The organism is Plantibacter sp. ME-Dv--P-122b, from assembly GCF_030209375.1.
In the GTDB taxonomy this organism is placed as follows: domain Bacteria; phylum Actinomycetota; class Actinomycetes; order Actinomycetales; family Microbacteriaceae; genus Plantibacter.
Genome location: NZ_JARVSC010000006.1, coordinates 1 through 19,688 on the forward strand (window position 1 = coordinate 1; position 19,688 = coordinate 19,688).

A 19,688-nucleotide genomic window follows, 5' to 3' on the forward strand; every position below is an offset into this window, starting at 1 on the left:
ACCGCGGAGGTGCAGGGACCCTGGGAAGCGGGTCACGATCAGGTCTCGCGACGCGACCGCTGCTCGAGTTGCAGCTCGGCCCAATCGCCGATGGCCTTCGTGGTCTCCGCCGGGCGGTCCCGGTGCACGTTGTGACCGGCCCCTTGGACGATCGTCAGGCTGACCTGGCGATTGGCGAGGACCTCGGCGGCGAGCGCGCCGCGGAAGAGGCTGTACACCTCCGGGTCGGAGGCGATCACGAAGGTCGGGTTGCGCAGAGCGGCCGCCGCGGGGCGGACGTCCCACGGATGGTTCTGCTCGCTCGTCTGCTCGATCGCCCATCGGCTCGCCTCGGACACGGCCTGGACCTTGATCTCCACGTCCAGCGGGTGCCACTCGGGGTTCTTCGCGCGGACGGATGCGATCGTGTTGTCGGCGAAGGCGGCCTCCTGGCTGGCCCGGATGATCTCGGCGTCGTGGTCGTCGAGCGCGATGGCGGGGTCGAGCAGCACGACCGCCGCCGCCCATCGCGGATCGGCTGCGGCGGCGACCGCCGTGGCGGCGCCTCCGAGCGAGTGTCCGACGACGAGGTCCCACGCGGCGTGCCCGACGCCGGGCGCCGGTGCCGGCCTGGTGGCCAGCAGATCGGCGGCATAGGCCTCGACCCGGTAGTCGAGCGCACGCGGGGCGACGCCGTGGCCGCGGAGGTCGACCGCCTCCACGAGCCAACCGCGGTCGGCCAGGGCTGCGCAGATGCGCCAGGTACTCGGACCGTTGCTGCCGAGTCCGTGGACCACGAGCGCCCGAGCCGGAGCATCGTGACGACCCCAGCGGTGACGCGGGAGTTCCACGGGCGTGATCGTGCGGGCGGCGAGGCTGGAAGCGGTGTCGACGACGGGCTCGGTCATGCGTTCAGCCTACGGTCTCGCGTCAGTCGAGCCGGTCCGGGTCGGTGCCGGTGCGCTCGCCGTTCTCGAGCGCCGAGATGGCGGCCAGGTCGTCGGCGTCGAGGCTGAAGTCGAACACCGCGAAGTTCTCCGCGATCCGCGCCGGCGTGGCCGACTTGGGGATGACGATGTTGCCGAGCTGCAGGTGCCAGCGCAGCACCACCTGCGCGACCGTGCGTCCGTGCTTCTGCGCGATGGCTCCGAGATCGGAGGTGACGTCGGACCCGTCTGCGGCGGGCGTGAAGAAGCGGCCGCGCGCGAGCGGCGACCAGGCCTCCGTCGCGATGCCGTGTGCCGCGTTGACGGCGCGCAACTCCCGCTGGGGGAGGAACGGGTGGAGTTCGATCTGGTTGACGGCCGGGGTGACCTCCGCCGACTCCAGGAGCCGCTCGAGGTGGCTGCGGTGGAAGTTGGAGACGCCGATGGAACGCGTACGTCCTTCGGTCCGCAACCGCTCCAGCGCGCGCCAGGTCTGGCGGTACCGGTCCTGCCCCGGTGCCGGCCAGTGGATGAGGTACAGGTCGACGTGGTCGAGGCCGAGGAGGTCCAGGCTCGTGTCGAACGCGCGCAGCGTCTCCTCGTACCCCTGATCGGTGTTCCAGACCTTCGTCGTGACGAAGAGTTCGTCGCGGGGGATGCCCGACTCGCGGATCGCGACGCCGGTGCCGCGCTCGTTGCCGTACAGCGAGGCGGTGTCGATGTGGCGGTACCCGACCTCGAGCGCCGTCCGCACGATGTCGGGGCTGTCGAGGTCCGGGACCTTGTACACGCCGAAGCCGAGCTGGGGGATCGTGTGCCCGTCGTTGAGGAGGACGGTCGGGGTGGTGTCTGCCATGGCACCAGTATCCTCGACAGGGCCACCGTCACCGTCGAAAGGGAGCCCATGCCGCAACTCATGATCGTCACCGGGAGCGTCCGTCCCGAACGGGTGGGCGGTGCCGTCGCCGATTGGGTCACCGGCGTGGCCGAGGCGGACGAACGGTTCACCGTGGACGCGGTCGATCTCCGGGAGCTGGCGTTGCCGTTCATGGACGAGCCGGCGCACCCGCGGAAGCGCGCCTACGTCCACCCGCACACGATCTCCTGGAGCGAGCGGGTCGACCGGACGGACGCCTTCGTGTTCGTGACGCCCGAGTACAACTACAGCTACGCACCCGCCCTCAAGAACGCGCTCGACTACCTCATGCACGAGTGGGCGCGGAAGCCGGTCGGGATCGTCAGCTACGGCGGGCTGTCGGGCGGAACGCGCGGCGTCGTCGCGCTTCGACCTGTCCTGCAGGCACTCGGCCTCGTCAGTACGGGTGCGAACGTGGAGATCCCCTACGTCTCACGGCAGATCGTAGACGGCGTGTTCACGCCAAACGACCGCCAGACGACCATGTTGCCGATGATGCTGGGCGAACTGGCCGCACTCGACGGGGCCCTCGCGCCGCTGCGCGCCGCCGACTGAGGCGAGACAGCTCAGGACGGGTGGGTGTTGATCGGCTCGGTGTCGGGGATCGGGCTCGCATCGCGGCCGCGGAGGTCGGGGTGCCAGCGGTGACCGATCCACGGGATCACGAAACCGAACAGCGCGAACGCACCGGCGACCCAGAACGCGCCGACCGCTCCGGAGCCGTCGATGAGGAAGCCGGCCGCCGCCGACCCCATCGCGGCACCGATGAGCTGACCGGTGCCGACCCAGCCGTAGGCCTCGGCGGTGTCGCTGAACTTCACGCTCGCTGAGACGATGGCGAACAGCACGGCGAGGGCCGGAGCGATGCCGATGCCCGCGATGAAGAGGGTGACCGAGAGCCACCAGGCGTTGAGGAAGAGGCTCGCGACGGCGAGTCCGGCGAAGACGATGAAGATGCGGCGCGCCAGCGCGTAGGGGCCGATCGGGGTGTGTCCGAGGGCGAGGCCGCCGGCCAGTGAGCCGACCGAGAAGATCGCGAGCACGATGCCCGCCTCGAGGCCGTCGTGCCCGAAGGTCGCGACGACGCCCGCCTCGACGGCCGAACAGGCGCCGATGAGGAGGAAGCCGACCACGGTGGCGAGGAGGACCGGCGGGCGCTTGAGCACCTGCCCGAGTTTGCGACGGCTCCGCGGGATGCGGACGCGCCCGACCTCCGGTGAGGAGATGAACCACAGGCAGCCGACGACCATGATCGCCGCCGCGAGCGCGATGCCCCAGACGGTGCCGACCTGGGTGGACACGAAGGTGGTCACGACGGGCCCGAGCACCCAGATGATCTCCTGGGCCGAGGCGTCGAGGGAGAACAGCGGGGTGAGCTGCTGGGAGGTGACGAGCTTCGGGTAGATGGTGCGGACCGCGGGCTGGACGGGCGGGGTGCTCAGCCCGGCGACGAATCCGACCGCCATGTAGGCGGGGACGGTCATGGTGACGAGGGCGATGGTCGTGACGGAGACGGCACACACCGCGAGGGTGAGGAGGAGTACCTTGCGGATGCCCCAGACGCCCATCCATCGACTCGTGAGGGGCCCGGCGATCGCCTGCCCGATGCTCGTCGCGGCGAGGACGAGCCCGGCGGCCCCGTAGGAGCCGGTGACCTGCTCGATGTGGAGGAGGAAGGCCAGGGAGAGCATCCCGAACGGGAAGCGTGCGGTGAGCTGCGCCGCGATGATCCGGGCGACGCCTGGGGTACGAAGAAGGTCACGGTAGCTGCTCACAAGGACACCAGTCTAGGGACCGGTTCCGACACGCGCGACACGCCCGCGACACGCCCAAGCCGACAACTGATGTCGGAGGTGCGGAGGAGAATCTCGCCTGTGGATAGATATCCCTCAGACGGGGGAGAAAAGGCCGTCAATCCGGGATTTTCGTGTCGCCCACGAGCGTTGTACCCAGTGGAGAACCGGTGGATAACTCGCCCGAAACGGTGGAGAACCCGGTGGAAAACTACAGGGCTGTAACTACTAGCCCTTGGGGTTGGCCTGAAGGTCGCCAACTATATGTAGTATTGGAACCCCGGCGCAGGACGCCGCGGGAATCACCAGATTTTGAGGGGAAGGCACGAAGAGCTATGGCAATCACGGTCTACACGAAGCCCAGTTGCGTGCAGTGCACCGCGACGTACCGCGCACTCGACAACAAGGGCATCGAGTACAACATCCTCGACCTCTCGGTCGACGAGAACGCGCTCGAGCAGGTCAAGGCCCTCGGCTACCTGCAGGCACCGGTCGTCATCACCGAGGAAGACCACTGGTCGGGCTTCCGTCCCGACAAGATCGAAGAGCTCGCCGCACGTCTGGCTTGAGCCCACGGTCGCAGGCGTCATCATGAGCCGGCTCCAGCAGCACCGCACCATCCGCCCGTCCGGACGGCGACGAGGAGGCCTCCCGTGCAACCACGGCTGATCTACTTCTCCAGCATTTCCGGCAACACGCATCGCTTCATGCAGAAGCTCGACCTGCCCTCGTTGCAGATCCCGCTGTATGCGAAAGACGAAGCCGTGCACGCAACGGCACCCTACGTCCTCGTGACCCCCACCTATGGCGGGGGCAACGGCGACGGAGCGGTGCCCAAACAGGTGATCCGGTTCCTCAACGTGGAGGCCAACCGCTCCCTGATCCGCGGGGTCATCGCCGCCGGCAACACGAACTTCGGCGAGGCCTACGGGCTCGCCGGCGACGTGATCGCCAGCAAATGCAAGGTCCCGCACCTGTACCGCTTCGAACTCTTCGGAACCCAGGACGATGTCACCACCGTCCACAATGGATTGGAATCATTTTGGCAGCAGCGCCAGTTTCAGTGATCGACGCACCGTCGACGAGCCAGATGGACTACCACTCGCTCAACGCGATGCTCAACCTCTACGGCCCGAACGGCGAGATCCAGTTCGACAAGGACCGTGAGGCCGCGCGGGAGTACTTCCTCCAGCACGTCAACCAGAACACCGTGTTCTTCCACTCGCTGAAGGAACGGCTCGACTACCTCGTCGAGAAGGAGTACTACGAGCAGGCAGTGCTCGACAAGTACTCGTTCGACTTCATCCAGGAGCTCAACGACCTGGCCTACTCGAAGAAGTTCCGCTTCCAGACCTTCCTCGGCGCGTTCAAGTACTACACCTCGTACACGCTGAAGACCTTCGACGGCAAGCGCTACCTCGAGCGCTTCGAGGACCGCGTCGTCATGACCGCCCTCGGCCTCGCCGACGGCGACCAGCAGCTCGCGGTCGCGCTCGTCGAGGAGATCATCGCGGGTCGGTTCCAGCCGGCGACGCCCACCTTCCTCAACTCGGGCAAGGCCCAGCGCGGCGAGCTCGTCTCCTGCTTCCTCCTGCGCATCGAGGACAACATGGAGTCGATCGCCCGTGGCATCAACTCCGCGCTCCAGCTCTCGAAGCGTGGCGGCGGTGTGGCGCTCTCGCTGTCGAACATCCGCGAGTCCGGTGCGCCGATCAAGCAGATCGAGAACCAGTCGAGCGGCATCATCCCCGTGATGAAGCTCCTCGAGGACTCCTTCAGCTACGCGAACCAGCTCGGTGCCCGCCAGGGCGCCGGAGCCGTGTACCTCAACGCGCACCACCCCGACATCCTCCGCTTCCTCGACACCAAGCGTGAGAACGCCGACGAGAAGATCCGGATCAAGACGCTGTCCCTCGGCGTCGTCGTCCCCGACATCACCTTCGACCTCGCGAAGAAGGGCGAGGACATGTACCTGTTCTCCCCGTACGACGTCGAGCGCGTCTACGGTGTGCCGTTCGGCGACATCTCGGTGAGCGAGAAGTACCACGAGATGGTCGACGACTCCCGCATCAAGAAGACGAAGATCAACGCCCGCGAATTCTTCCAGACCATCGCGGAGATCCAGTTCGAGTCCGGCTACCCGTACATCGTGTTCGAAGACACGGTGAACAAGGCGAACCCCATCAAGGGCCGCATCAACATGTCGAACCTCTGCTCGGAGATCCTCCAGGTCAACACGCCGACCACCTACAACGAGGACCTCTCGTACAAGGAGATCGGCAAGGACATCTCCTGCAACCTCGGCTCGCTGAACATCGCGCTCACGATGGACTCGCCCGACTTCGGTCGCACGGTCGAGACCGCCATCCGCGGCCTCACCTCCGTGTCCGACCAGAGCCACATCTCCTCGGTGCGTTCGATCGAGGACGGCAACGACAAGTCGCACGCCATCGGCCTCGGCCAGATGAACCTCCACGGCTACCTCGCCCGCGAGCGCGTGCACTACGGCAGCCCTGAGGGCATCGACTTCACGAACATCTACTTCTACACGGTGGTGTTCCACGCGCTGCGCGCCTCGAACCTCATCGCCAAGGAGCGCGGGGAGACCTTCGACGGTTTCGCCGACTCGCAGTACGCGTCGGGTGTGTTCTTCGACAAGTACATCGACCAGGTCTGGGAGCCCGAGACGGCTCGCGGCCGCGAGCTCTTCGAGCAGGCCGGCGTGCAGATCCCGACGCAGGCGGACTGGACGGCTCTCAAGGCGTCCATCCAGGAGTACGGCATCTACAACCAGAACCTCCAGGCCGTCCCGCCGACCGGTTCGATCTCCTACATCAACAACTCCACGTCGTCGATCCACCCGATCGCGTCGAAGATCGAGATCCGCAAGGAAGGCAAGCTCGGTCGCGTGTACTACCCGGCTCCGTTCATGACGAACGACAACCTGGAGTACTACGAGGACGCCTACGAGATCGGTGCCGAGAAGATCATCGACACGTACGCCGCGGCGACGCAGCACGTCGACCAGGGGCTGTCGTTGACGCTGTTCTTCAAGGACACCGCCACCACGCGCGACATCAACAAGGCGCAGATTTACGCATGGAAGAAGGGCATCAAGACCATCTACTACATCCGTCTCCGCCAGCTCGCGCTTGAGGGCACGGAAGTCGACGGCTGCGTCAGCTGCATGCTCTAACCCCTTCGACAGGCTCAGGGACCGGACGGTCCCTGAGCCTGTCGGCGGGCCACCCGCATCACCTCGGTCCCTGAGCCTGTCGAAGGGCCAACCCCACTTCCCGATAGAGGACACCAATTCATGTCAGAGAAGCTCAAGCTGGTCGACCGCGTCCAGGCGATCAACTGGAACAAGATCGAGGACGAGAAGGACGTCGAGGTCTGGAACCGCCTCGTCAACAACTTCTGGCTGCCCGAGAAGATCCCGCTGTCGAACGACGTCCAGTCGTGGAACACCCTGACGCCGCAGGAGCAGCAGCTCACCATGCGCGTGTTCACGGGCCTCACGCTCCTCGACACGATCCAGGGCACCGTCGGCGCCGTCGCCCTCATCCCCGATGCGATCACCCCGCATGAGGAGGCCGTCTACACGAACATCGCGTTCATGGAGTCGGTGCACGCGAAGAGCTACTCCTCGATCTTCTCCACGCTCAGCAGCACGAAGGAGATCGACGAGGCGTTCCGCTGGTCGGTCGAGAACCCGAACCTGCAGAAGAAGGCGTCCATCGTCCTCGACCGCTACCACGGTGACGACCCGCTGAAGCGGAAGGCCGCCTCGACCCTCCTCGAGTCGTTCCTCTTCTACTCCGGCTTCTACCTCCCGATGCACTGGTCGAGCCGCGCGAAGCTCACCAACACGGCCGACATGATCCGCCTGATCATCCGCGACGAGGCCGTGCACGGGTACTACATCGGCTACAAGTTCCAGAAGGGCCTCGAGAAGCTGACGCAGGCTGAGCGCGACGACGTCAAAGACTACACGTTCTCGCTGCTCTACGAGCTCTACGACAACGAGGTGCAGTACACGCAGGACCTCTACGACGAGGTCGGCCTGACCGAGGACGTCAAGAAGTTCCTGCATTACAACGCCAACAAGGCGCTCATGAACCTCGGCTACGAGGCCATGTTCCCGAAGACGGTCACGGACGTGAACCCGGCGATCCTGTCGGCGCTCTCCCCGAACGCCGACGAGAACCACGACTTCTTCTCGGGTTCCGGCTCCTCCTACGTGATCGGCAAGGCCGTGGTCACGGAAGACGAGGACTGGGACTTCTAGTCACCGCGCAACTGCGCTGAACGCACGAGGGCCGGATGGAATCATCGATTCCATCCGGCCCTCGTGCGTTGAGCGACCTCAGCGGTTAGCGTGGAGGGACGCACGATCGATCTTGGGGGAGACCACCGTGAGCGCGACACTCGAACAACACCGCGAGGCCATCGGACCGGAGCTGCCTGGTGCAGAGGTCATCCGAGCGATTCGCGCGCTACTGATCTGGGCCGTCTTGGCGTCATTGGTCTACACCGCGCTGACGCACGCGACGGAGGGTATCTGTCCCGGCGGGTTCGACGGCAGCGGTGGATTCATCGATGCCGACGGCGGACCGACGGACACCGCACCCACGTGCTTGACCGTTTCCCTGCTGCCGAGCCCGATCGTCTACGGCATCATCGGCGGCACCATCATCGGGGTGCTGAGTGTCATCCTCCGCCGAGCGTCAGCTCAGGCCCAGGCCCTGCGATTCATCTCCCGTGCCCGCTGGATCGTCTGCGGCGTTGCGCTCGTGAGCATCCTCGTCGCGCAGGTCTGGTTCGCTCAACTCGACGTGACCAGTTGGAATGGAGGCCAGATCGACGTGATGTTCCCGTTCCCGTTCGCATCAGGAAGCGTGGAGATCTCACCTCTGCAGGACTGAGCCGCTCAGCCGCCCAAGGCGGTGCTGATGCCACCGAAGCCGACCAGGAAGAAGTAGAAGAACGCCGTCGCGCCCTGGACGACCGGGAGGAAGAGCACCGCGATCGCGGTGATCACGATCGTGAGGATGACGACGAGTGAGACGAGACTCACGACACCGTTGCGTCCAGCGCTCGGAGCCTCGACGGGTTCGGCGACGAGCAGCTCGTCCATGGTCGCTTCGGTCGTCAGCATCGTTCTCCCGGTGGTTCTGGTGTCCTCGACCCTACCTGGCGATCGGCCGTGCGCCGCTGACTCGCCCGAGGATGTCCAATTTCGACGAGGAAACGTGCAGATTCGGGCGACTCAGCGACGGCGGGTGGTCAGCGACGGGTGGACCAGAGGGCCCAGGCGATGAGCACGGGCTGGAAGAAGAGGCGGGTGAACCGGCGGCTGTCGGTGTCGAGACCGAAGGCGTCGCGGCGGTTGAGCCACTGGGAGAGGTTGCCTGGGAAGATCGCAGTGAAGAACGCCGCAGCGAGGTTGCCGACGGCCGTCCGCTTGACGCCTGAGGCGAGTGCCGCACCCAGCGCGATCTCGACGACGCCCGAGGCGAGCACGGTGGTGTCCTCGTCGATCGGGACCCATTCCGGTACCTGCGCCTGGAAGTCCTTCCGAGCGAAGGTCAGGTGGCTGATGCCGGCGAACATGAGCGCGCCTCCGAGCAGCAGACGTGCGGCGGTGCGGGCTTTCGATCCAGCCATGAGGGTCCTCTCGACGATGGTGATGTCACCACGCTATCCGGAGATCGGTGGACCGACGGCGGGTTGGAGTGCACAGATGTCCAGCAGCCGAGCGCTCAGTCGTCGATCTGCGAGTTCGCGTCGAGACGATGCCAGGTGCGGTTGTGGTAGACGAGCGGTGCACCGTCGAAGCTGGGGCTGAACGTCGGGGCGGCGGGAGCGGGCGCCTCGGCGGCAGGCTCGGCCCGGACCGGCTCCGTCGGAGCTTGCGGCTGTGAGACGCTCGACTCCAGCGCGTGCACCGCGATGACCGTTGAGGTCCCGGCCTCCATGCGGTTCACGATGCGTCCGCGGATCCAGACGCCGTTGCCCGTGAAGTACGGCTCGCCCGTCGGCAGGCGGTCCCAGATGGAGGTGTCGGCGAAACGATTGATGCCGCTCGTCGCGCAGAGCTTCGCGATGTGCAGCTGCTCGGATCCCAAGAGGTGGACGACGACGGTGTCGGACGCGGTGATCGTCGGTGCGCTGGAGGACAGCGACGACACCGAGAAGACGAGGAGCGGTGGTTCCGCACTCACGGAGAAGACGGAGGTGGCGGTGAGTCCGACCGGGCCGGAGCCGTCGTCGGCGGTGATGACCGAGACACCGGCCGGGTGCTGACGGAACGCCGCCTTGAAGTCGTCGGGGGACAGGGAGGCGAAACCGGGGGCGACCTCGCCACCGTCGACGGGGGACGGCAAGGCGGTCACGGAGGCGGCTGCCGGGTGGACTGAGCTCACGGTGGATCCTTCGAACGGCTGTGGACGACGACTGCAACGCCCGATTCGGCGAACGCTGCACAGGCTACGTTTCGCTCATCCGGCGATCGCTGCAACTCTGTTACCCGGTGTGACGGTGACCGAGCGGTCGGGCGGGGGTCTCGTCGACCGCGCATGCGTACGCTGGACGCATGCCCATCCTCATCGCCCCGGACGACCTCGCCGCCCTGATCGCCTCCGAGACGCCGGTGCGCATCCTCGACGTGCGGTGGCGACTCGACGCACCGGACGGACGGCCCGCCTACCTCGAGGGGCACCTGCCCGGCGCGGTGTACGTCGATCTCGACCACGAGCTGGCCGACCACGTGCCGACCGGAGAACCGGCCGTCCGAGGTCGTCACCCCCTACCGGATCGCGAGGCGCTCCAGGCGTCCGCGCGAGCGTGGGGCGTCGACGACGGCGACGTCGTCGTGGTCTACGACGACCTCAAGAGCCTGTCGGCGTCACGAGCCTGGTGGGTGCTGCGGGGCGCCGGCATCGCGGACGTCCGCATCCTCGACGGCGCGTTCCGGGCGTGGTCGGACGCCGGACTGCCCGTGGAGCGCGGCGAGGTCGTCCCGGAACCCGGGACGGTCACGCTGACGGCGGGTGTCCTGCCGAGCATCGACATCGACACGGCCGCGACGTGGGCAGGCGAGGGACGCGTCCTGCTCGACGCGCGCGCCGGCGAACGGTACCGGGGTGAGGTCGAACCGATCGACCCTCGGGCCGGCCACATCCCTGGCGCGCTCAGCACGCCGACGACCGCCAACGTCGGCGCCGACGGCCGCTTCCTGTCACCCGAGACCCTCCGCGAGCAGTTCCTCGCCGCTGGCGTGCCTGAGGACGCGACGGTCGCGACCTACTGCGGCAGCGGGGTGACCGCGGCGCACAACGCGGTCGCACTCACGCTGGCCGGGTTCGAGCCGGTGCTGTACCCCGGGTCGTGGAGCGAGTGGGCGAACCACCCGGAGCGTCCGGTCGCGACGGGACCTGAGGCCTGAATCGCTGACCCAGGTTGTCGAGCCTGTCGAGATGCGCCCTTCGACAGGCTCAGGGACCGGGGTCCGAGGGCGGGGCCCTTCGACAGGCTCAGGGACCGGGGCCCTTCGACAGGCTCAGGGACCGGGCGCTTCGACAGGCTCAGTGACCGGGCACGGCTAGCCCGCGAGGACCTTCTGCAGGCGCTGCAACGACACCGACTCGGCCGTGCCCAGCTGCTGGGCGAACAGGCTGATCCGGAGCTCCTCGAGCATCCACCGGGCCTTCACGAGGTGCTCCGGAGCCTCGGCGGGCAGTGGGATCGTGCCGCCGGCGGCCTCGAACCGCGCCGACGCCGTCTGCGCCTCCGTCATCCACACCCGGTCGCGGTTCGGGTTGTCCGTCAGTCGCTCGGCGCGGTAACGGATGCCGGCGAGGTAGCGGGGCAGATGCTCGAGTCGTGCTGAGCCCGTCCGGGAGACGAAGCCCGGGAAGACCAGTCCGTCGAGCTGGCCCCGCATGTCGGTGAGCGCCGCGAGCAGCGTCATGCTCGTCGCCGCCTTCATGGCCTTCTCCGTGTCGCGCGCGGCCTGCAGGATGCGGGCGACGATGGCGACCGTCTGGAACATGCGGTCCATGACCGAGGCGGACACGCGGTCGCGAAGCGTCTCGTACTGCAGCCGGGAGAACACCTGTCCGTCGGGCACCACGCGGAACAGGACGTCGTCGATGCAAGCGGCGAGGCAGTCCTCGAACAACGCGGGGGTCGACCGGTAGGGGCTTGTCGCGAGCGCGAGTTTCTCGTTCGCCTTGAGGTGCTGCTGCACGTACGCCGTCGGGGACGGGATCGCGAGCAGGAGGAGGCGGCGCACTCCCGCGGGCATGGCGCGGGCCTGGTCGGCCTCCGTGCTCATGATCCGGATCGACACGCTCGTGCCGTCGTCGACGATCGCGGGGTAGCCGCGGATCACGCCGTCCTCCTGGCGGATGTCGATGAAGCGGGGGAGGTCGTCGAAGTCCCACCGGGTGAACCCGGAGCGCTCGATGGCGTTGGGCACTCTGGCGGCCGCGACCTTCGCGACGCTCGCCCGGGTGCGCTGCTTGAGGCGCTGCTGCAGCTCGACGAGATCCTTGCCGCTGGCGAGCGTCCGGCCGCGCTCGTCGATGACCCGGAAGGTCACGAGCAGGTGCTCGGGGACGCGTTCCATCTCGAAGTCCGAAGCCGAGATGTCCATGTAGGAGAGCCGCTTGATCGCGTTCGCGAGACGGGTGGCGAACGAGTCCTCGGCGGCGGGACTGCCGGGGGCGACGGCCGGGACATCGGCGGGGAGCTCGGCGAGCAGCTTCGCCGCCCAGTCGGCCGCAGGCACGATGTTCCGACGCAGGGCCTTCGGGAGCGCCTTGATCATCGCCGTGATGAGGTCCCGACGGAGACCGGGGACCTGCCAGTCGAAACCGGCTGGCGAGAGCCGGTCGAGCAGGGCGAGCGGGACGATGACCGTCACGCCGTCGTCGTCGCTCCCGGGCTCGAAGCGATAGCTGAGCTTCAACCGCTGGTCGGCCTGCACCCACTCGGCGGGGAAGCGGTCCTCATCCACCGCCGGAGCGTCCTCGGGGAGGAGGTCCTCCTGGCGCATCGTGAGCAACTCGGGCTGGTCGACGCGCGTCTTGCGCCACCAGGACTCGAAGCCCCGCGTCGTCGAGATCTCGGCGGGGACGCGGGCGTCGTAGAAGTCGAAGACGGCCTCGTCGTCGAAGAGGATGTCGCGGCGTCGCGTCCGCTCCTCGAGCTCGCTCAGCTCCTTGCGCAGCCGTCGGTTCGCGCGGTGGAAGTCGAACAGCTTGTCGCGACCGATGTCGTGGGTCCACTCGCCGTCGACGAGCGCGTGCCGCAGGAACAGTTCACGGGCCTGCTCCTGGTCGATGCGACCGAACTGCACCCGGCGGCGCGGCACGATCGGCACGCCGAAGAGGGTCACCTTCTCGAAGGCGACGGCGGAGCCCTGGTTCTTCTCCCAGTGCGGTTCGCTGTACGACCGCTTGCAGAGGTCGCCGGCGATCTGTTCCGCCCATGCCGGGTCGATCGAGGCGTTGGTGCGGGCGAACAGCCGACTCGTCTCCACGAGCTCCGCGCTCATGACGGCGTTCGGCTGCTTCTTCGCGAGCGCTGACCCCGGGAAGAGCACGAAGCGCGTCTGGCGGGCGCCGATGTAGTCGCCCTTCTTCGCGGTCTTCGTCGCCGGTGGGGCGTTCCGGCCCTTCACGACCGGAGCGACGGTCTGGTCTTTCAGCCCGATGTGGGAGAGGAGCCCCGCGAGGAGCGATTTGTGGATGCCGTCAGGGTTCACCGCCGGCTCGTTGATCGTCAGGCCGAGGGGCTTCGCGAGCTGGCGCAGCTGGCGGTAGACGTCGTGCCACTCACGGACGCGGAGGTAGTTGAGGAACTCGTTCTTGCAGAGCCGACGGAACGCGCTCGACGACAGCTCGTCCTGTTTCTCCTCGAGGTAGTTCCAGAGGTTCAGGAGGGCGAGGAAGTCGCTCGTGGGGTCGACGAACCGGCGGTGCAGTTCGTCCGCCTTCTGCCGGTGCTCGAGCGGTCGTTCGCGTGGGTCCTGGATGGTGAGCGCCGCGACGATCGCGAGCACCTCACGGGAGACGCCGTGGCGCTTCGACTCCACGACCATGCGCGCGAACCGCGGATCGATCGGCAGGCGGCTGAGGTCGCGCCCCACCCGGGTGAGGCGCGGACCGCCGCCGCGAGGTGAGCCGTCGGCGAAGGTGCGGGTCTCGATCGCGCCGAGTTCGGAGAGGAGGTCGACGCCGTCCTTGATGCCGCGGGCGTCCGGTGGCTGGAGGAAGGGGAAGGCGGCGATGTCGCCGAGGCCGAGGGAGATCATCTGGAGGATCACCGCGGCGAGGTTCGTGCGGAGGATCTCCGGTTCGGTGAACTCCGGGCGCTTCGCGAAGTCGTCTTCCGAGTAGAGCCGGATCGCGATGCCGTCGCTCGTGCGGCCGGAGCGACCCGAACGCTGGTTCGCCGACGCCTGCGAGATCGCCTCGATGGGGAGCCGCTGCACCTTGGAGCGCACGCTGTAGCGCGAGATGCGGGCGGTTCCGGCGTCGATGACGTACTTGATGCCGGGCACCGTGAGGCTCGTCTCGGCCACGTTCGTCGCGAGGATGATGCGCCGGCGGAGGCCTGCCACGGTCGACGGCTGGAACACGCGGTGCTGGTCGGCGGAGGAGAGGCGGCCGTAGAGCGGCAGCACCTCGGTGCCGGGCAGGTTGCGCCCGCGGATGGCGTCGGCGGCGTCGCGGATCTCCGTCTCACCGGACAGGAAGACGAGGACGTCGCCCATCGACTCGCGCGCCAGCTCGTCGAGGGCGGCGTTGATGCCTTCGAGGTAGTCGCGGTCGGCGGCCTCGGACTCGGGAGCGTCCTCATCGTCGTCCGTGGGCTCGTCGGCCACGAGCGGCCGGTAGCGGATCTCGACCGGGTAGGTGCGGCCGGAGACCTCGACGATGGGCGCTCCGTCGAAGTGCTTCGAGAAGCTCTCCGGATCGATCGTCGCGGACGTGATGATGACCTTGAGGTCGGGGCGCTGGGGGAGGAGCTGCTTGAGGTACCCGAGCAGGAAGTCGATGTTGAGGCTGCGCTCGTGTGCCTCGTCGATGATGATCGTGTCGTACTTGCGCAGCATCCGGTCGCGGTGGATCTCGTTCAGCAGGATGCCGTCGGTCATCAGCTTGATCTTCGTCGCCTTCGACGCCTGATCGGTGAACCGGACCTGGTAGCCGACGATGCCACCGAGCTCCTGGCCGAGCTCCTCCGAGATGCGCTCGGCGATCGTGCGCGCGGCCAATCGTCGGGGTTGCGTGTGCCCGATGGACTCGCGTCCGAGCTCGAGGCAGATCTTCGGCAGCTGGGTGGTCTTGCCGGAACCCGTGGCTCCCGCGACGATGACGACCTGGTTCTCGCTGATGGCACGCGCGATGTCCGCTCGGGCGGCACTGACCGGCAGCTCGGGCGGGTAGGAGATTCGGAGGTCGGACATCAGCCCTCCATCGTATCGGGCTGGACGCGGTGTGCTGCCGCTCCGGGGTCCCTGATCCGCGAATCTTCCTCCGTCCCTGAGCAACCTCCTTCGGTCCCTGAGCTTGTCGAAGGGCACGCTGAGTACCTCCCGAATTGGCCGCGCTCCTTCCGGTCCCTGAGCTTGTCGAAGGGCGCACGGACAGACTTCCACAACCCCGCGACTCAGCGTCTGGAATGTCAGTGGTCCATGGTGGACTGGTTCCATGACCGAGACCACGACCGTCGCCGCGATCCGCGCGAACGACGAGTACTCCGCGCAGCTCGCCGAGTTCTCGGACCACTTCGCGGACATCCAGCGGCGGCGTGCGGCGCTGGACGCCGAAGAGGTCCGGCTACTGGCCCGTTCCGCCGCTTACGCGGACGCCTTCGCCGACGCCACGGTCCCGGCGATCTTCCCGCCGGCCGAGCGCCAGGCACTCTCGCGCCGCTCCACCTGCGCGGCCCTCGCCATGGCGGCCCGGATACCCGAGCGGACCGTTCAATGCGCGACGAACAACGCGGAACGTCTCGTGAACGACGCACCGACCGTGCTTGCCTCGCTCGAGGCGGGCCGTATCTCGGCCAGTCACGCACAGACGATCACCGACCAACTCCGCGACGTGCCGGCCGCAGGTCGGGCGGCGTTCCTCGCTCAGGTCCTACAGGTCGCGGAAGAGTCCACCAACGCGAACCTCCGGAGACGCGCCCGCATCCTGCGCGAGCGCCTCCACCCCGAGTCCATCACGACACGCGCGGTCCGCTCCGAGGCAGACCGTCGGGTGGAGTTCGAGCCGGCCGCCGACGGCATGGCCTGGGTACATCTCTTCACCACCGCACCCATCGCGCAAGGCATCATCGAGCGCGTCGAAACGGCCGCGGCCGAGTCACGCAAATCGGGCGACACCCGCACCTGCGCCCAGTTGCAGGCAGATGCCCTCGCGGCGCTCGCGCTCACCGGCGTGACCCCTGACGACGTCATGTCCAGCCCAGTCCTCCCGCACCCCATCGAGGTCCAGGAACACATCAAGCCCACCGTCCAGATCACCGTCCCCGCCCTGAGCATGGCCGGCGCCAGCGACGCCCCAGCCACGCTCGACGGCTACGGACCGATCGACCCGGAGACCGCCGCCCGCATCGCGGTGAACGCACCCAGCTTCACCCGCATCCTCGTCCAACCGGAAACCGGCGCGGTCCTCTCCGTCGGGCGGAACCAGTACCGCGTTCCGGCCGACCTGCAGCGGGCCGTCCGCCTCCGGGACGGCACCTGTCGGGCACCCGGCTGCGGCAGACGAGCCAGAGCCTGCGACCTCGACCACTCGGTCGCGTGGGAGGACGGCGGGACAACGGATGTCGGGAATCTCGCCTGCCTGTGCCGACATCATCACCGGATGAAGCACTTGCCCGGGTGGAACCTCGACCACGGGCCCGGCGGGGTACTCGAGTGGACGACACCTGACGGGAAACACCATCGAACGGAACCGGATCCCGCACCGTTCTGACGAGGAACGATGAGGTGTTCTCGTGGGCACTTCGACAAGTTCAGTGACCGGGAGAGGTGTGCCCGGGATGATGAGGCGTCCTCGTGGGTACTTCGACAAGCTCAGTGACCGGGAGAGGTGTGCCCGTATGTATCTGCAAACAGGGTTGCCTTGCAGAGTGGTTTGCGTTACAAAGTAGGTATGACTTCACCGATGGAACCCACCGACGGCTCGGACGCGCTCGACCCGGCCTCCATGCTCGCTCTGCAGGAGCGACAGGCGAGCCGTGTCGACGACATCTTCACGAGGCCCACCATCGCGATCGTGTACATCTGGGGTGTCGCGTGGACCGTCGGGTTCCTCGCGCTCTGGTCCGCGAGCGACGAGAACCCCTGGTTCACCACGCCGCCGACGGTCGCCGGATGGCTCTTCGGGATCCTGATGGTGGGCGGCATCGTCTCGTCGTCGATCATCGGCTCCCGCGTGTCGCGCGGGATCCAGGGAGCACAGCAGGTGCAGGGGACCATGTACGGCATCGCCTGGGCGATCGGGTGCACGGCAGCGGCGGTGTTCGGAGGCGCCCTGTTCGCTGCGGGGATGGCACCGGCACTCGCCGCCATCTTCTACCCCGCCATCTACAGCCTCGTGGTCGGTCTGCTCTACCTCGCAGGTGGAGCAGTCTGGCGCGACCGCCTCATGTACGGCATGGGTGTCTGGATCATCGTGGTCGGCATGGCCGCGCCGTTCTTCGGCTCGCCGGGCAACGCGCTCATCATGGCCATCGCCGGTGGAGGAGGGTTCCTCGTATACGCGACCTTCCTCGAAGCGACCCGCCGTCGTCGTGCCCACCGATCGGCGGCGTGACCGATGGACGAACTCGACCCCCTCATCCACGCGCAGGCCCGTCTGCGCATCATGTCGACGCTCGCGGCGATCGATGCGGACAGCAGCATGTCGTTCCCCCGCCTGCAGGAGATGCTCGACATGACCGCCGGGAACCTGTCCACACACCTGCGGAAACTCGAGGACGGCGACTACGTCCTCGTCACGAAGACCCACCGGGGACGCACTCCGGTCACCTACCTGGAACTCACCACGCTCGGGCGCCGCGCGTTCGAGGACTACATGAACGGCCTCCGAGCGATGCTCGGCGGCGCGGCGGGAACCGGGACATCATGACGATCACACCACTGGCCACCCTCGAGGGCGTGACACGACGCTACGGCGAGGTGACCGCGCTGCACGACGTCGACCTCAGTATCGAGCCGGGCTCGCTCGTCGGGCTCCTCGGGCCCAACGGCGCCGGCAAGTCCACCGTGCTCTCCCTGCTGCAGGGCACCCGACGTCCGACGACCGGCACCGTGACCCTCTTCGGAGGCGATCCGGCCCAAGCGGTCAACCGCACGCGGCTCGGATCGACACCGCAGGAGACGGCACTGCCGCCCACGCTCCGGGTGGGAGAGGTCGTCGACTTCGTCGGACGGCACTTCGCAGACCGCGTGCTGACGGCCTCCCTGGCGGAGCAGTTCGGTTTCGGCGACCTCCTCCGACGCCAGACGGGCTCGCTCTCGGGCGGCCAGCAGCGACGCCTCGCGGTCGCCCTCGCGTTCGTCGGCAGGCCGCGTCTCGTGCTCCTCGACGAGCCGACGACGGGCCTCGACGTCGACGCCCGCCGGACCCTCTGGGACGCGATCCGCCGACAACACGAGCTCGGGGCGACGATCGTCCTCACCAGTCACTACCTCGAGGAGATCGAAGCGCTCGCCGAGCGCGTCGTGGTGCTGGGCGACGGACGGGTCGTCACCGATGCCCCACTGCGCGACGTGCTCGGGCTCGTCGGTATCCACCGGGTGCGGCTCCGGAGCACCGACCCGACGGCGGTGGAGCGGCTCGCCGGGATCGTCCAGGTGAGTCGGGACGGGGACGCCGTCGAACTGGACGTCCGCGACGCCGACGCGTTCGTGCGCGATCTCGTCCGGTCCGAGGTCCCGTTCACCGATCTCGCCGTGCGCGGAGCGACTCTCGAGGAGGCGTTCCTGACCCTCACCGCGGATGCCCGGGCAGACGTCGGACGGAGCGCCGCCTGATGGCCACGACGCTCCAGCTCACCGCCCTGCACGCACGGTACTCCCTGCTCGAGACCGCGCGCGTCCCGATCGCGCTGATCGGCTCGCTCGTCTTCCCGGCGCTCTCACTCCTCTTCTTCGTCGTCCCGCAGGCGCAGGTCGCCGGCGATCCCGTCGTCGCCACCCAGGCGGTCATCTCCCTCATCGTCTTCGCAGTACTCGCCAACTCCCTGTTCGGCTTCGGGCTGACCATCGCCCAGGCGAGGGAGCAGTCGTGGGATCCGTACCTCCGCACCCTTCCGGTGACGGGCATCGCTCGTGTCCTCTCCCACCTGTGCTCGGTCGGTCTCCTCGGGTTCGCGGCCGTCCTACCGGTGGTCGTGCTCGGAGCGCTCCTGACCGCCGCCACCACGACGCCGATGGGATTGCTCGGCGGCATCGTGGCGCTCCTGGTGGGTGCCCTGCCGTTCATGCTCCTCGGCACCGCGATCGGGTACGCCCTCCCGAGCAAGGCCGCGATCGCGGTGGTGCAGGTGGTCATGTTCTCGTTGGCCTTCGCCGGCGGACTGTTCATCCCACCGTTCCTCTTCGCCCCGTGGCTCGACCGGCTGTCGATGTTCCTCCCGAGCCGTCAGACCCGGGAGCTCGTCGTCTGGGCGGTCCAGGGTGGCGAGTTGCCATGGTGGTCGTGGGTCGGCGTCCTGGCGTGGACGCTCGTCCTGACCGTCGTGGTCCTCGCCCTCTACCGTCGCGACGAGGGACGCCGCTACCGCTGAGGTCGACGGGTTCCTCAGCGAGCACCGGCCGTCTCCGCGTTCCGTCATATGTCGACACACACCGTGCACGGGCTGCCAGGCGCTCGGACGCACCGCATGGAGGCGGGGCCTACCACCGGGGACCCGGTCACGGGCGGACGCACCCACGTCGTCGCATGCCATGTATTTCGACACGTGTCGAGGGGGTGGGCGATGTCAGTGCCCTCCGGTAGGTTCGGACCACCGACCGAGAGACGTTCAGCGAGCCACCGA

The 19,688-nt window shown here is 67.7% G+C and carries 19 protein-coding genes; 12 read left to right on the plus strand and 7 right to left on the minus strand.

What is annotated here, in order from left to right; all coding sequences use genetic code 11:
* Positions 1–38: 38 nt before the first annotated feature.
* Both QRN19_RS12875 and QRN19_RS12880 read right to left on the minus strand, forming a co-directional pair.
* Positions 39–887 (minus strand): alpha/beta fold hydrolase, encoded by an 849-nt coding sequence (locus QRN19_RS12875; RefSeq protein WP_285027344.1) that lies wholly within the window; start codon positions 885–887, stop codon positions 39–41.
* Between the two features lie 22 nt (positions 888–909).
* Positions 910–1,761 carry an aldo/keto reductase gene (locus QRN19_RS12880; protein ID WP_285027345.1) on the minus strand — a complete coding sequence of 284 codons (852 nt, stop codon included), beginning with the start codon at positions 1,759–1,761 and terminating at the stop codon, positions 910–912.
* Between the two features lie 48 nt (positions 1,762–1,809).
* Here QRN19_RS12880 and QRN19_RS12885 point away from each other — a divergent pair, with 48 nt between their 5' ends.
* Complete coding sequence (locus QRN19_RS12885) at positions 1,810–2,376, plus strand: NADPH-dependent FMN reductase (RefSeq protein WP_285027346.1); 567 nt, start codon at positions 1,810–1,812, stop codon at positions 2,374–2,376.
* An 11-nt stretch (positions 2,377–2,387) separates the two neighbouring features.
* Here QRN19_RS12885 and QRN19_RS12890 read toward each other — a convergent pair whose 3' ends face one another.
* Positions 2,388–3,596: an MFS transporter gene (locus tag QRN19_RS12890; protein ID WP_285027347.1), complete on the minus strand. Its 1,209-nt coding sequence runs from the start codon at positions 3,594–3,596 to the stop codon at positions 2,388–2,390.
* Positions 3,597–3,949: 353 nt separating this feature from the next.
* On the opposite strand from QRN19_RS12890, the gene nrdH reads away from it, so the two are divergent.
* From nrdH to QRN19_RS12915, 5 genes are all read left to right on the plus strand, one after another.
* Positions 3,950–4,183 carry a glutaredoxin-like protein NrdH gene (nrdH, locus tag QRN19_RS12895; RefSeq protein ID WP_056007615.1) on the plus strand — a complete coding sequence of 78 codons (234 nt, stop codon included), beginning with the start codon at positions 3,950–3,952 and terminating at the stop codon, positions 4,181–4,183.
* 84 nt (positions 4,184–4,267) lie between these two features.
* Positions 4,268–4,681, plus strand: a complete 414-nt coding sequence (gene nrdI / locus QRN19_RS12900) for a class Ib ribonucleoside-diphosphate reductase assembly flavoprotein NrdI (protein ID WP_064296523.1) — start codon at positions 4,268–4,270, stop codon at positions 4,679–4,681.
* A 23-nt stretch (positions 4,682–4,704) separates the two neighbouring features.
* A complete protein-coding gene (nrdE, locus tag QRN19_RS12905; RefSeq protein ID WP_285027771.1) occupies positions 4,705–6,810 on the plus strand; it encodes a class 1b ribonucleoside-diphosphate reductase subunit alpha in 2,106 nt (701 codons plus the stop codon).
* Between the two features lie 120 nt (positions 6,811–6,930).
* On the plus strand, positions 6,931–7,905 hold the full coding sequence (gene nrdF / locus QRN19_RS12910) for a class 1b ribonucleoside-diphosphate reductase subunit beta (RefSeq protein WP_056007612.1): 975 nt from the start codon (positions 6,931–6,933) through the stop codon (positions 7,903–7,905).
* A gap of 127 nt (positions 7,906–8,032) precedes the next feature.
* Positions 8,033–8,542: a hypothetical protein gene (locus QRN19_RS12915; RefSeq protein WP_285027349.1), complete on the plus strand. Its 510-nt coding sequence runs from the start codon at positions 8,033–8,035 to the stop codon at positions 8,540–8,542.
* Positions 8,543–8,547: 5 nt separating this feature from the next.
* Here the strand turns inward: QRN19_RS12915 and QRN19_RS12920 are convergent, their stop codons facing one another.
* The 3 genes from QRN19_RS12920 to QRN19_RS12930 form a co-directional block, all read right to left on the minus strand.
* Complete coding sequence (locus tag QRN19_RS12920) at positions 8,548–8,775, minus strand: hypothetical protein (protein ID WP_285027351.1); 228 nt, start codon at positions 8,773–8,775, stop codon at positions 8,548–8,550.
* A gap of 128 nt (positions 8,776–8,903) precedes the next feature.
* Positions 8,904–9,284 carry a DoxX family protein gene (locus QRN19_RS12925; protein ID WP_285027352.1) on the minus strand — a complete coding sequence of 127 codons (381 nt, stop codon included), beginning with the start codon at positions 9,282–9,284 and terminating at the stop codon, positions 8,904–8,906.
* Between the two features lie 95 nt (positions 9,285–9,379).
* Positions 9,380–10,012, minus strand: a complete 633-nt coding sequence (locus QRN19_RS12930; protein WP_285027772.1) for a flavin reductase family protein — start codon at positions 10,010–10,012, stop codon at positions 9,380–9,382.
* Positions 10,013–10,212: 200 nt separating this feature from the next.
* Between QRN19_RS12930 and QRN19_RS12935 the strand changes: the two genes are divergently transcribed.
* Positions 10,213–11,064, plus strand: a complete 852-nt coding sequence (locus QRN19_RS12935; protein ID WP_285027353.1) for a sulfurtransferase — start codon at positions 10,213–10,215, stop codon at positions 11,062–11,064.
* A 156-nt stretch (positions 11,065–11,220) separates the two neighbouring features.
* On the opposite strand, the gene hrpA is transcribed toward QRN19_RS12935, so the two are convergent.
* Positions 11,221–15,096, minus strand: coding sequence for an ATP-dependent RNA helicase HrpA (hrpA, locus tag QRN19_RS12940; RefSeq protein ID WP_285027355.1), 3,876 nt, complete (start codon positions 15,094–15,096; stop codon positions 11,221–11,223).
* A 244-nt stretch (positions 15,097–15,340) separates the two neighbouring features.
* Here hrpA and QRN19_RS12945 point away from each other — a divergent pair, with 244 nt between their 5' ends.
* From QRN19_RS12945 to QRN19_RS12965, 5 genes are all read left to right on the plus strand, one after another.
* Positions 15,341–16,615, plus strand: coding sequence for an HNH endonuclease signature motif containing protein (locus tag QRN19_RS12945; protein WP_285027356.1), 1,275 nt, complete (start codon positions 15,341–15,343; stop codon positions 16,613–16,615).
* A 180-nt stretch (positions 16,616–16,795) separates the two neighbouring features.
* Positions 16,796–17,458: a hypothetical protein gene (locus QRN19_RS12950; protein ID WP_285027357.1), complete on the plus strand. Its 663-nt coding sequence runs from the start codon at positions 16,796–16,798 to the stop codon at positions 17,456–17,458.
* A 3-nt stretch (positions 17,459–17,461) separates the two neighbouring features.
* The gene (locus QRN19_RS12955) at positions 17,462–17,773 is read left to right on the plus strand and encodes a transcriptional regulator (protein WP_285027359.1); all 312 of its coding nucleotides are present in this window, start codon (positions 17,462–17,464) and stop codon (positions 17,771–17,773) included.
* Complete coding sequence (locus QRN19_RS12960) at positions 17,770–18,681, plus strand: ABC transporter ATP-binding protein (RefSeq protein ID WP_285027361.1); 912 nt, start codon at positions 17,770–17,772, stop codon at positions 18,679–18,681. Before QRN19_RS12955 ends, QRN19_RS12960 begins: the two co-directional genes overlap by 4 nt.
* Positions 18,681–19,436, plus strand: coding sequence for an ABC transporter permease (locus QRN19_RS12965; RefSeq protein WP_285027362.1), 756 nt, complete (start codon positions 18,681–18,683; stop codon positions 19,434–19,436). The genes QRN19_RS12960 and QRN19_RS12965 overlap by 1 nt, the downstream gene beginning before the upstream one ends.
* Positions 19,437–19,688 lie beyond the last annotated feature (252 nt).